This window comes from Thiofilum flexile DSM 14609 (assembly GCF_000380185.1).
Lineage (GTDB): Bacteria > Pseudomonadota > Gammaproteobacteria > Thiotrichales > Thiotrichaceae > Thiofilum > Thiofilum flexile.
In genome coordinates, this window is record NZ_KB904769.1 from 134,985 (window position 1) to 147,773 (window position 12,789).

At 44.8% G+C, this 12,789-nt stretch carries 13 protein-coding genes and 1 riboswitch; of the genes, 3 read left to right on the plus strand and 10 right to left on the minus strand.

The genetic code is table 11. The annotated features are described in order from the left end of the window. Positions 1–451: 451 nt before the first annotated feature. Positions 452–1,399: an RluA family pseudouridine synthase gene (locus tag A3IK_RS0110430; protein WP_020559922.1), complete on the plus strand. Its 948-nt coding sequence runs from the start codon at positions 452–454 to the stop codon at positions 1,397–1,399. A gap of 133 nt (positions 1,400–1,532) precedes the next feature. Here A3IK_RS0110430 and thiD read toward each other — a convergent pair whose 3' ends face one another. The 5 genes from thiD to A3IK_RS0110455 all read right to left on the minus strand — a co-directional run bounded on the left by thiD (position 1,533) and on the right by A3IK_RS0110455 (position 6,230). After that, the gene (gene thiD / locus A3IK_RS0110435; protein WP_020559923.1) at positions 1,533–2,303 is read right to left on the minus strand and encodes a bifunctional hydroxymethylpyrimidine kinase/phosphomethylpyrimidine kinase; all 771 of its coding nucleotides are present in this window, start codon (positions 2,301–2,303) and stop codon (positions 1,533–1,535) included. Beyond that, positions 2,300–2,938: a thiamine phosphate synthase gene (thiE, locus tag A3IK_RS0110440; RefSeq protein ID WP_020559924.1), complete on the minus strand. Its 639-nt coding sequence runs from the start codon at positions 2,936–2,938 to the stop codon at positions 2,300–2,302. Before thiE ends, thiD begins: the two co-directional genes overlap by 4 nt. 75 nt (positions 2,939–3,013) lie before the next feature. Beyond that, positions 3,014–3,580 carry a hypothetical protein gene (locus A3IK_RS0110445; RefSeq protein WP_020559925.1) on the minus strand — a complete coding sequence of 189 codons (567 nt, stop codon included), beginning with the start codon at positions 3,578–3,580 and terminating at the stop codon, positions 3,014–3,016. 232 nt (positions 3,581–3,812) lie between these two features. Further along, positions 3,813–4,538, minus strand: a complete 726-nt coding sequence (locus tag A3IK_RS0110450) for a L,D-transpeptidase family protein (RefSeq protein WP_020559926.1) — start codon at positions 4,536–4,538, stop codon at positions 3,813–3,815. Positions 4,539–4,646: 108 nt separating this feature from the next. Beyond that, entirely contained in the window at positions 4,647–6,230 is a 1,584-nt protein-coding gene (locus tag A3IK_RS0110455; RefSeq protein WP_020559927.1) for a hypothetical protein, read from the minus strand. 329 nt (positions 6,231–6,559) lie between these two features. Between A3IK_RS0110455 and A3IK_RS19180 the strand changes: the two genes are divergently transcribed. Together A3IK_RS19180 and A3IK_RS0110470 are read left to right on the plus strand one after the other, a co-directional pair. After that, positions 6,560–6,877: a hypothetical protein gene (locus tag A3IK_RS19180; protein ID WP_020559928.1), complete on the plus strand. Its 318-nt coding sequence runs from the start codon at positions 6,560–6,562 to the stop codon at positions 6,875–6,877. Between the two features lie 57 nt (positions 6,878–6,934). Next, positions 6,935–7,618, plus strand: coding sequence for a hypothetical protein (locus A3IK_RS0110470; RefSeq protein WP_026220921.1), 684 nt, complete (start codon positions 6,935–6,937; stop codon positions 7,616–7,618). A 357-nt stretch (positions 7,619–7,975) separates the two neighbouring features. Here A3IK_RS0110470 and A3IK_RS0110475 read toward each other — a convergent pair whose 3' ends face one another. The 5 genes from A3IK_RS0110475 to A3IK_RS0110495 form a co-directional block, all read right to left on the minus strand. Beyond that, positions 7,976–8,752, minus strand: a complete 777-nt coding sequence (locus A3IK_RS0110475; protein WP_020559930.1) for a thiazole synthase — start codon at positions 8,750–8,752, stop codon at positions 7,976–7,978. A gap of 1 nt (position 8,753) precedes the next feature. Continuing rightward, complete coding sequence (gene thiS, locus A3IK_RS0110480) at positions 8,754–8,960, minus strand: sulfur carrier protein ThiS (protein WP_020559931.1); 207 nt, start codon at positions 8,958–8,960, stop codon at positions 8,754–8,756. Next, on the minus strand, positions 8,954–9,991 hold the full coding sequence (gene thiO, locus A3IK_RS0110485) for a glycine oxidase ThiO (protein ID WP_020559932.1): 1,038 nt from the start codon (positions 9,989–9,991) through the stop codon (positions 8,954–8,956). Before thiO ends, thiS begins: the two co-directional genes overlap by 7 nt. A 2-nt stretch (positions 9,992–9,993) precedes the next feature. Beyond that, on the minus strand, positions 9,994–11,757 hold the full coding sequence (gene thiC / locus A3IK_RS0110490; RefSeq protein WP_020559933.1) for a phosphomethylpyrimidine synthase ThiC: 1,764 nt from the start codon (positions 11,755–11,757) through the stop codon (positions 9,994–9,996). A 59-nt stretch (positions 11,758–11,816) separates the two neighbouring features. Beyond that, positions 11,817–11,918, minus strand: a riboswitch (TPP riboswitch). Positions 11,919–11,966: 48 nt separating this feature from the next. After that, entirely contained in the window at positions 11,967–12,500 is a 534-nt protein-coding gene (locus tag A3IK_RS0110495) for a hypothetical protein (protein ID WP_162596642.1), read from the minus strand. Between the last annotated feature and the right edge of the window lie 289 nt (positions 12,501–12,789).

Consider the following 12,789-nt stretch of genomic DNA (forward strand, 5'->3'; position numbering starts at 1 on the left):
GACTACTTTACTAGCTGGCTTAGTAAGACGCTTTATTGCCTCTTACCTAAAATCGGTTTTGCCTACCTGGTCTAAACTAAGATGCAGGTACAGGTACTACGGTTCTTGTTTCGCCTTATGTGGGTAACTGACACACATAAAACAGTAGTGATCTAGCGTAACGGCAGTATTGTCTGTAAGCCCAATACACTATCCCATTATCATCGTCTACGCTGATCGATCAAACTCAGATTAAGAATTTGATTGAATCGTTTGGGTATGCGCCCTATCATGCCTGCCTTTGACGCAGGGAAGGGTCTAGCTGCAAATTGAATGACAGCTTATCACCCAATTTGAACCCTATGCGAATATATCAATTTGACTAATTACATTCAATTAGGATTACGTGCTGGTGTCAGTAAAAACCTAGTTGATTACCCCATGACTACCCCAGTGGTATCTAGGTGAGACTATGACTGTTCAATACCACACGGTTTCCGAGCACGAAGCCGGTCAGCGTATCGATAATTTTTTATTACGCTATTTTAAAAATGTGCCCAAAAGTGTGATTTACCGCATTATTCGTAAGGGTGAAGTGCGGGTAAATAAAGGGCGTATTAAGCCAGAGCATAAATTGGCCTTGGGGGAAGTGGTGCGTATTCCTCCGGTTAAACAAGATGAAGTGCCCCAAGATACTAAAGCCGTAGCTGCGCATAGTTTGCTACAACAAATCGAGCGGGCAGTGATTTTTGAAGATGAGCAAATCATTGCTTTAAATAAACCCGCAGGGATTCCGGTGCATGGTGGAACGGGGCACGAGGTGGGGCTGATTGAAGCGTTTCGTCAATTGCGCCCGAATTTGCCCTATGTGGAGTTAGTCCACCGCATTGATCGGGATACCAGCGGAGTGGTAGCCCTAGCGAAGTCGCGTGAAGCCTTGACCCAATTGCATGCTTTAATGCGTGAGGGGGAGGTGGATAAACGTTATCAAACCTTAGTCGCGGGACAATGGCAAGACGGCGTGCAACATATCACGACTAATCTAATGCGCGAACATAATGCCGTACGCGGTCACAAAATGCGCGTGCTAGACGATGACGACGAGGGCAAAGAAGCGGAAAGTATTTTTACCCCTAAGCGCATTATGTCTCAAGCTACTCTCATGGATGTCAAAATCCTCACCGGGCGTATGCATCAGATTCGGGTGCAGTTAGCGCATTTAGGCTATCCGATTTTAGGGGATGATCGTTATGGTGATTTTGCCCTCAATCGAGAGCTGAAAGCGCTGGGTTTAAAACGGATGTTTTTACATGCCAATCACATGGAGTTTATTTTGCGCATGACGGGGCGGCGTTATCGCTTAGAAGCGCCTTTGCCTGCTGAATTGCATCATGTGTTGCGTGAGTTGCAAAAGAATTAGTTGAACCATCTGATGCAACGTAAGCGGGTATTTCTTCCGCAGTCGCTGTGAATACATCCTTGTACGCTACAAGGCGGCATCCTTGCCGCCAAGACTGCTCCAGAAATACCCGCTTACGTTGCTTACCTTACCTTTAAATCCGCTTAGGTATCCATTGACCACCACCTAGCGACTCTGCTTGCGCCAAGGTCTGCCATGTATATTGTTGGGCTTGTTCAAGTGCTGCTTCTAGAGGTAAACCTTGAGCTAAAAAGGCGGTGCAGGCTGATGCTAACGTGCAACCCGAACCATGATAGGTTTCGGGTAAGCGCTCCCATTCCCATTGTTGGGGGGCTTGCTGAGGCTGATAGAGGCACTGAATCACTTTAGGGGTAGGGGCGTGAGTGCCTGTTAGTAGTACTGCCTTACAGCCAAATTTTAGTAACACCTGAGCCTGCTCACTGCTAGACGCTTTTGGTAAGGCACTCAGTCGTGCTAATTCCGGTACATTGGGGGTAGTTAAGGTAATGTGGGGTAGTAACTGCTCCCGTATTTGGGTAGTCAACTGCTGGCTAGCTAAAGAAGTCCCCCCACCCGCCGCTAATACCGGATCGAGTACTTTGGGAATAGAGGGGTATTTTAGAAGTATCTTTTCCACGATAGGAATTAAATCACTACTACCCAGCAAGCCAATTTTAAGCGCTGCAATCGGCATATCGGCTAATAAGCACTCTAATTGCACAGCAATAATATCTGGACTAATCGGGAGAGTACGTTTCACATTATGCGTATCTTGCACCGTCAAGCAGGTAATGACAGATATCGCATGGCAACCATTAGCCGCAAGCGCTTCACTATCCGCTTGAATCCCCGCTCCGCCCGTGGGGTCGTGTCCGGCTAGGACTAATACTACGGGGCGGGTCATGATAAAGCCGGACTCAAGGCTAATAATTCACGTGTGACTTGTTCTGGGTTTGGTGCTTGTGTGATGACACTTAATACAGCGACACCATCAACGCCGGTTTCCCATACAGTGGGTAAGCGTTCTGCGTTAATTCCCCCAATCGCTACTAAGGGATAGGGGATTTTCTTACGCCAATGCCGAACACCCTCTAAGGTTTGCGGCTGCCAAGGCATGATTTTAGTTTGGGTAGGATAGACAGGCCCGGTGGCGATATAGCTCGGTTGTAGGCTTAAAGCACGTTGTACTTCGTCTTCGCAATGGCTACTAAGCCCTAAACGTATGCCCGCTTGTTGTAGTTTTATCAGATCCGCCGTTTCTATATCTTTTTGCCCTAAATGTACCCCATAGGCACCTAGCTCTAGCGCTAACTCCCAATAGTCATTAATAAATAATTGTGCTTGATACTGTTGGGCGAGTTGCACACTCGTGGCTAATTCTTGCTTTAACGCCTCTCCGGTTAAATCTTTAATGCGCACTTGAATAGTCCGTATACCTAAAGGCAGTAAACGTTCCAACCACTGAGCGCGATCAACAATGGGATAAAGGCCTAAATGGGGATGGGTACAGCGGGCAAAGGCTTGGCGCGGGGTGTGCAAGATAAACTCCTAGAGCGGTCATATAGGGGGTTAGGTTACAAGGTGGTTTCCTGATTGCCAAGCGGGTTCTAGCAATTAGGTGAACTGGATACTCGAATCAGTAATGGTTGCATGACTATAAGTGTCACGAATATAGACTGAAACAGTAGTAAAGTCGGATTTCGACAGGATATATAGTTTAACTAAAGGTAGTTTCGTTGAAGCCAGTGCCGCACTGAAATATGTTTTTAGCATATTATCCAGTGCCACTAATAAGTCTAAACGCCATCCACCGACCATAACAGCCGTAGCAATAGTTTTTATGCCTTTTGCTTCGGCTAGTGATAATACCTGCCTAAATGCGTGGGTTTGAATGCTAAGTTTTTCTGGTTCGGAAAGCGTTTCCAAATGATGAAGCGTTGATGCTATAAAACAATAGGCATATTTACATTCATAATCGGGATGAATAGGGTATATTTTAGTAACCCCTAGAGGTATAGGGTAGTTTAGTGTGTATTCTATATCGTCCCAAACATCGGGGTATAATCTGGCAAAGGCTCTAGCAAGATTACCCTCTAATCCTTTAGCAGCACCATCTATGGTCAGAATGATTCCCTCTTCTGAGCTTTCAAACAGGTTTTTATAGATGATTTCAAGTGCCATGTTTTTATCTGTCCATCTATTAGGTTAGCCTAAGGCTAAATTAATCAATGCCCAAAATCGTCAACATAATAAAAATCAAGATCGAAAGCTAAACCTAATTGGGCAGCTTGCCGAATTTGCTCACGGTCAAAATATACACCGTGTCCTCTAGGTAGGTAATAGCCTACGCATTGTTATACTACGGGTTTTAACGGATAACCTCTATTATACTAACCCTCTTAGCCCAGCAATATTATTGCTTAAACTCAGCTAATTCAGTGCTTAATTGATGATATAGCAGGTTAATCCACTCCATTTCTTCAGTGTGGGTATAGTTGGGGTTTAGGCGAAAATCGGTAGGGCTGATAATGATTTTGGTTTTTGTGGGTGCGATGAGAGCAGAAAGAGTGAATAACTCTTCAGCCACTGTATTACCCATTGCTAAGCACCCAATTGAAACGGAGCTGCCATGAATCATAATATCGCCACCTAATTGATCTCTGCCCTCTAAACGAGCCATTTCCTGATCAAAACTATTCGGGTAGCTGACTCGAATAGCGAGATGATAGCGGCTATTAGGGTTTAATAACGCTGACTGGTAAATACCCTCTGGTACTTGGCGATCTCCCTCTCTAAGCTTTGGCCCTAACTTTCCGCTCATTTGCACAATAGGGTAGGCGCGAATAAATACCCATGATGCTGTTTCAGGTGAGCGAGCATAAACCTCTAATTGGGCCGTATCTTTAAAGGCAAGATAAGCCACTTCTGTAGGAGGATAGTTAACCTTTGCTAACTCAAAATAAGGTCTTAATCGACTCGCAACGCTGCTACCGTATTGCTCTAGTCGTTCTTCAACGGTGTATCCGCCGCGCATCTTTGTATAAATATACTCAATAGTAGTTCGGGTAGGCTCATATGCTAAGGCACATAGGATAGTAATGGCTGTGAGTGAAAGGGTTATTAGGGTCTTTGTTCGCATTGGCTATCCATATAGAGTACTCGGCCTATGTTGATTAGGTGATGGGCTTACGGTTGTATACCCATCGCCCTTAACATAGGCCGAGTTTCATAGCGTTATAACACTACTCTAGAAGCGTTGAATCGCCTGTAGTTTAGGTGCTTGATTATCCGGTTGACGGATATGTTCTTTCATACCCCAGAAACCAAAAAAGGCATGGGGACGTGGAGAAGAGAACGCCACAAATAACTGCCCACCCGCTTGTTTAAAGCCTTGTAATAGTTGGGTATAGGCTTGAGCCATACGTGGATCTTTATTGGCTCCTGATAACAAGGGGTTAGGGTATTGCATACGTGACTTAGTGCCATAGTGTACAAGATGCTGCCCACCTTCATAGGCTACTAAATGTACTTTATACGGGGCAATTAGTTCCGCATGTTTTTGGACTTGCCTGAGCGTCGCTGCAATACCATAAGGCTGTTTGGGGTCATTCAGTAGTGCAAATACATCATCGACGGTTTTTATTTGCATTAAGCTATCTTGATTCGCATAAAAATACGGAGCAATAGCAAACACATCGGTATTTTTATAAACATCATCCGGCTTTAAAAAAAACGGAGTTAAATCCGGGCGACCTGACCAGCCCCCAATGACGCGCACTAAGCGTTGTGTACCGTGAAAGGCTTGTTCAAACATTTGGAAAATTTGTTTACTACGTCTACCATAGTAATTAATCCCCGCCATAATAGGATCTTTAGCTAAGCCTTGTTGTGCTCCCATTTGACGCACATATTTAGCTTGGGAAAAGGCCTCATTCCACGCCTCATTGGTGTATTCCACATAGGCTTTGAGATTAGGGCGTAAATTAGCAGCGACATAGGCGGCATATTGCTGCACTAATTGATCATTGGCGCGGTGGGGGATATTAAACCACGCATTCGCATTTAAGGTATTAGCGAGCTGTACCATCACTTCAAGTGGTACACCCCGTCTGCCTTCTTTACCCCCCCAGGTGGCATTTTGCACATTAGGCATTTGCTGCCATGTTTGGATGTCATTACGGGTAATACCGGACATATTCATAAAGCGTAATAGCTTGAATTGGCGCATGAAATTGAGATAGTCGGGATTGAATAAAACCGTATCGGCATGATCCGCAAAACTCAAATAACTGCCCCCCCCGCAAGCGGTGGCATTCGGTACGGCCTTAAAAGGATTGCCATGGCAAATGCCGCCGGGCATAGTGATTTGAATATTCCGAATCGGGTCTCTAGGGTCAGATTGAGTAATAACTAACGCCGCATTGATTTCATTAGCCGCATTAGGGACTAGTTCAAGGATATCTTGATTAGCGCCGCGCTTAACAACCTTGACATCCTCTTGATAGTTAAGCACCCCTTTGCCCTGATAGCGCACGGTGTATAGCCCTTTAGGAAAGGCATCATAAGGTATCCAGCGAATAAAATAGGTGCCCGCCTGCCCCCCATTGAGGTTGCGTACCCAGCCGAGATTGTCTAATTGAATATTGCCTTTGGTATAGCTGGAGTCTTTAAAGGGTTCGGATGTTTTAAATAAATCCACGAAAGGAAGGCTAGCATCGAAGTGAGTCGATTCATTGGTATTAATGCCAATAAACGGACTGGCTGCCTGAAGCGGAGTGGTAAAGCCCATTACCACTAGAGAGGAAAGGATAGCCCACTGTTTTAATTGCATTGAAGTTCTCTTGGTTTAATTGATTAAAACGTGCGCAGTATAGCAAGGTATGTTGAGTACTTTAATGCCTTAAGCATCTACACCCTAGCATTAAGCTAAAAATAGTGGGTGTCATTGCCTACCACTGGGCTGTGGGAAGATAGTTTTGGGCTTGCTGTGCTTGATGCGCGTTTGAGTAGGGCAATGTATTTGATGGTCAGAACAGACAGAGTAAGTTGGTGATGATAGCAATATCATGTTTTATCACTAGATATCACTAAATGATCAATAGCGATAATTGGTAAAGTTGCTAGACTGGTCATCATTCAAATTAAGCGGAGATATTCAAAATGAGTAAACAAAACGATCATAATTCAGATATAAATAACCCTAATAAAGGTACTCCAGGTACTAACAAAACTTATGATAAAAACCAGGGCAACAGAGGGTGGCAAATGAATCCTCAAAACCCAGCAAATACTGGTCTTGAGCAGAAAAAAACGGAGACATCTAAAATGAACAAGCAAAACGATCATAATTCAGATATAAATAACCCTAATAAAGGTACTCCAGGTACTAACAAAACTTATGATAAAAACCAAGGCAATAGAGGATGGCAAATGAATCCTCAAAATCCAGCAAATATTGGTCGTAAGCAGAAAAAGTAGGTGATAATAAAGGAAGAGATCTGATCGATCTCTTTCTTTCTGCATATGGATGAAATAATGTCAGATAGTAAAAACTCGAAGAAAAGAGTGTTTAAGTGGACACGTGAGCTTGTCCGCTTTGCTATTAATGATGGCAAGACTCAGCAAGAAATAGCTAAATTATGTCGAACACAGCAGTCAATTGTTAGTGCTTGGTATACAGGTTCTAAACAAGGTACGGAGCAACAGCTTAAGCCTTTATTGGATGAATATGGGCATAGACTAAGGAGAAATACATTTAAGGTATACTGGTTTTTAGACACTGAAACTATGCAAAGAACCATTTATCGAGTAGAGGGAAAAGTAATCTTATCACAGGCTTTTTATGATCTTAGACGAGATTATCGTGGCAAACTAATAAAAAAAATTCCAGAGTTCAAACTTGTTATCCATCATCAAGGAGGGCAAAATTTTGTAATCATCCATCAATGTAGGCTTAAATTCAAAGCTACAAACGAAGAGCTTGAGCATAGTGTTGAGGACGCTATATGGTCTTCTTATCATATACTTAATTGCATGGATGTAAACACATTGCTAAAACATGTAGATGATTATGCAAATCAACAGCTTGCTAAATATCCAAGTGACGCAAATACACTTCCATTTTTGATAAGGCGAGCACTATTAAATCATGGTATTCCCATTGATGATATAAAAGAGTATCCTTTAGTTGATAATTTAAAACCCCCAATAGGTACATGAGCACCTTAATGCTCAGTTATACAGGCAGAAAGCCCTTAGACTTAAGTACTTAAATGAGAATAGCCACGTGTAAAGCCTTTTGCTTGCACGATGCGATTAAGTCATTTCGGAATTCACAACCGTTGCTTTATCTTTGAGGCTAGGAGAAAGGGAGACCGATTAGCCGAATCACCGTTGTGAAAAATGGGTATGGGGTGGGATGATATCCAAGCCGCTAGATTTCTAGCCGCTTGGGTATGTTTTTTTAGAAAAATAAATATCATACCCATTTGCTTGGTATGTTTATCAAACTCCTATCTAATCTAAAAAGCCTTATAAGTCAGTAGATTGACCTAAGGATAGAAAATTGGGGGGTAGCTAATGCCCCAACCAAAACGGCGTACCTAATATGGGGGTGCTGGGTTGGGCTAAATCTTGCTCTGGCATCAGACCAGCCTCAAATCCGGCACGTCCGGCTTGTACGGCATAATTAAACCCTTGCGCCATTTGTATAGGGTGATGCGCTTTAGCAATAGCGGTATTGAGCAGTACCCCATCAAAACCTAATTCCATGGCTTGAGCTGCATGTGAGGGTGCGCCTAGTCCAGCATCCACAATCAAGGTTAAGTCTGGAAAGCGAGCGCGTAAGGTTTTGAGTGCATAAGGATTAATCAAACCCTTGCCAGTTCCAATCGGTGCGCCCCACGGCATCAGAATACGGCAACCTGCATCGACCAAGCGTTGACACAATACTAGATCATCGGTGCAATAGGGAAACACCTCAAAACCCTCTTTAATCAAAGCAGTAGCCGCTTCGACTAGACCAAAAGGATCAGGCTGTAGGGTATAATCATCCCCAATCACTTCCAGTTTAATCCAGTGAGTGCCAAACACTTCCCGCGCCATGTGTGCGGTAGTAATCGCTTCTTTAGCAGAATAACAACCGGCGGTATTGGGGAGAATCAAACGCTTTAAAGCTTTAAGTTCACTCCAAAAGGCTTGCCCTGCGGTATTTTGGCGGCGCAATGATACTGTAACGACCTCGGCTCCAGAGGCCACAATACTGTCTTGCATGGTAGTCAGCGCGGGATAGAGCGCTGTACCGATTAGTAAGCGGCTATTTAAGGTCTGATCCGCTAATTGCCAAGTACTCATATTAACCTCCTACATTAGGGCTAAGCACTTCAATACTATCGCCTTGTTTTAGCGTAGTTTTCGTATATTGTTGGCGTGGCACAAATACCCCATTAATAGCCACAGCAAAGGGTAGATCAATATTTTCTAAATACTCGGCAAGTATTTGATCCAGTAATGTATTCGCATGGGCTTGTATGGTCTCACCGTTAAGCGTGAGGGTTAACATAGGGCATACTCCAATTGTTGCTCAAGCTGATAGGCTATTTCAGGGCTCAATAGTATACCATGTCGATATAAGCCATTGGCACGTAGGAGGCCACGTTCTACCTGAAGATGGGGTGCATGGTCGGGCAAGGTGGGGCGGCAGTTAGTACGCAGCGCTACAATCCGCGCCTCAGCAAAGCCACTATGAATACTATAGGCAGCACTTAATAATTCCAAGGCCGAGCGTACACTAATGGGGCTAGAGTCTTCACTCTCAATTTGAGTCGCACCAATCACATAATGATGATGAGGGCGGGGCACAATATAAAGCGCATAACGCGGATGCAACAGGCGCACGAGGCAGTTTAACTCCACCTCAGGGGCGAATACCTCAATCACTTCACCGCGCACCCCACGGAAACCTTGCCAAGCCTCTTTTGCACCGAGGCCGCGCGTATCCACCACACAATCAAAAGTATAGGTATGGTGTGGGGTCTGAAGCGTATAGGCACTAAGTGTCGTGATGGGTGAGGACTCATGCCATTCTACACCGGCCTCTAGTAGCTTGGTCGCTAAGGCATGCATAACTTCGTGTGGGTTGACCCATTGCTCTTGTGGAAACCAAAGTGCTTTACGAAAGCGCTCTGCTAATTCGGGCTGTAAGTCTTTGAGTGCAGCATAGTCTAAATGCTCCGCTTGAGCCGAAGCACGAGCAGCATGATGCTGCAGTACTTGATTAAATTGTGCGAGGCTAGCCGTGTCTTGTGGATGCGCGACGACTAAGCAGCCACCGCGATTTAAGGTCACTAACCCTGTTAGTGACTCCGCTAAACTAGTCCAACGTGACAATGCACTTAGCTCTAATTCAAACACAGCGTTTGAGGCTTCGAGTTCCGTGTGGGGGGTCAGCATACCGGCTGCTGTCCACACTGCACCTTGATTACCGTGCTTACTGTCACTATCAAATAGGCTAACCTTAAAACCCGCTTGTACTAAACGCCAAGCGAGTACTCGACCTAAGATACCTGCACCTGCAATTCCAATGCTAGGCATGTTTACTCCTGCGGCACATAGACTTCAGCGCCTAACTCACGAAATTGTAGGGACTTCTCAGCCATACCCTTTTGGGCATAGTCACGGACTTCTTGCGTAATTTTCATGGAGCAAAATTTAGGGCCACACATGGAGCAGAAATGAGCAACCTTAGCCGCTGGTTTAGGCAGGGTTTCATCATGAAAAGCGCGTGCAGTAACTGGATCAAGAGAGAGATTAAATTGATCTTCCCAACGGAATTCAAAGCGAGCCTTGCTGAGCATATCATCCCGATAACGTGCGCCTGCATGACCTTTTGCTACATCGGCGGCATGGGCAGCGATTTTGTAGGCAATCAGTCCGGTTTTGACATCATCCCGATTAGGTAGGCCTAAGTGTTCTTTGGGGGTGACATAACACAACATAGCGCAACCCATCCAGCCAATCATAGCCGCACCAATTCCGCTAGTAATGTGATCATAGCCGGGGGCAATATCGGTGGTTAGGGGGCCTAAGGTGTAAAAAGGGGCTTCATCACAACAGGCTAGTTGCTTATCCATATTGGCTTGAATCAGGTGCATAGGCACATGTCCGGGGCCTTCAATCATGACCTGTACATCATACTCCCACGCTATTTTGGTGAGTTCACCTAAGGTTTCTAATTCAGCAAATTGAGCCGCATCATTTGCATCAGCAAGGGAGCCGGGGCGTAAGCCATCGCCTAAGGAAAAGCTCACATCATAGGCTTGCATAATCTCGCAAATGTCGCGGAAATGGGTATAGAGAAAACTCTCTTGATGATGAGCAATACACCACTTCGCCATAATAGAGCCACCGCGCGACACAATACCTGTCACCCGATCCACCGTCAGCGGAATATGAGCCAAACGCACACCGGCATGAATCGTGAAATAATCAACCCCTTGCTCGGCTTGTTCAATCAGGGTGTCGCGGAAAATTTCCCAAGTAAGGTCTTCAGCCACTCCCTGCACTTTTTCTAAGGCTTGATACAGGGGAACCGTACCAATCGGAACGGGTGAATTACGCAGAATAAACTCACGGGTTTCGTGAATATTTTTTCCAGTGGATAAGTCCATCACGGTATCCGCGCCCCAATGTGTGGCCCATACTAATTTTTCGACCTCTTCTTCAATACTAGAGCCTAGTGCGGAGTTACCGATATTGGCATTGACCTTGAGCAAAAAATTACGCCCGATAATCATGGGTTCGAGTTCGGGGTGATTAATATTGGCAGGAATAATGGCACGACCGCGAGCCACTTCATCGCGCACAAATTCAGCAGTAATCGGTTGTAGATTTGCCCCTAATGCATTGCCTTTTAAGCGTTGATTACGTTCAGCGGTGGTGAATTCATTGTTTATGGCTTCGCGGCGTTGATTTTCGCGTAGCGCAATGAATTCCATCTCAGGGGTAATGATACCTTGGCGGGCATAGTGGAGTTGGGTGATGCGGCGACCTGATTTAGCGCGACGTAGGGGGCGAGTACTGGCTTTTAAGGTTGAGGTATAGCGTTCGGTATTCTCATCATGATTTAGCCAAGTAGCTCTTAAAGCGGGTAAACCTTTAGCTAAATCAATACTATGATTAGAATCAGTATAAGCGCCAGAGGTATCGTAGAGGGTGATAGTCGTGCCATCGGTCAGTGCGACTTCGCGCAGGGGGACTCGAATAGCGGGATTAGTAGGGTGTGCAATATAGACTTTGCGACTCGCTTCAAGGGGAGCGGGGAGTAGGGAGTTTTTAGGGGTAAGGGTGGTTGCATTCATGTCGTATATCCTTTTGGGGTAAAGGGCATAACGACGCAAGGAAAGTACGGATGAGATATGGACTCGTGCTGACTCTTCCCTACGCCGGTATTAGCCGGATCAGGTTCTACGGGTCCATCAGTTGATGTCTCAGCTTATAGTAAGCACCCCGAGAGTTGCGAGGATTGTAAGCACAGATCGGGGTGCTTGTCACGCAGGTTTGACGGTATCTACATTAAACCATTGGGATACTGCTCTCTAACAAAGCGTTCAAATGCTTCAGTATACGCAGAACCACCTGAACCCCATGATTTAGACACCATCATGGCTGTAAAACCAGGGCCTTTTGGTACATAGTTGGAGGCTTCAAAATCATCAGCTAATGACTTGAGCGCTCCAATGGAGTATTGCTGATTATTAATCGTCACTATGTCTGAGTTATTCAATACTTTATTTTGTGATGGATCGAAAGGAAAGGGGAAGGGGAGTGGGACTTCTCCAATCGTTGTACCTACACTGGCGGGGCCAATTTGAACAGGCTCTTGTGGGGCGGACGTTATGGTTTGTTTCGGTGGGTTTCCTTGTAATGATTTAATCAGATTCATTAATAGGGAAATAAGTGATTGTAATTGATCAGCACTAATAGGGTTTGGTTTAATAGTTTTGTTCGGACCAATATTAGGATTAGAGCTATGAATTCCTCTATTGGCAATGGGGGTAGTGCTAACCAAGGTAATAGAAGGGTAAACCATGCTAGTCATCATCTTTTTCCTTAAAATACTATCTTTCACCCTTAATAATGTAGGTTATTGGTGAAATAGATAAAGGTGGGGCGAGATAGAGGGGGAGGTTGTAGGGATAGGTGGGCTATATAAATCTGTTAATAATTTTAATAGTTATATTTTATAGATCAAGGCTTTATATAGGATAGCTACCTATTAGTGGCTCTTAGGTTAAATCCTACTTGGCCTAGTTAGGATTCTATTTCTATGGGATAAATCCCTTTTCTTTACACTTTCGCAGGTTACACTAACAGGCTGCGTGCTGTTGTTT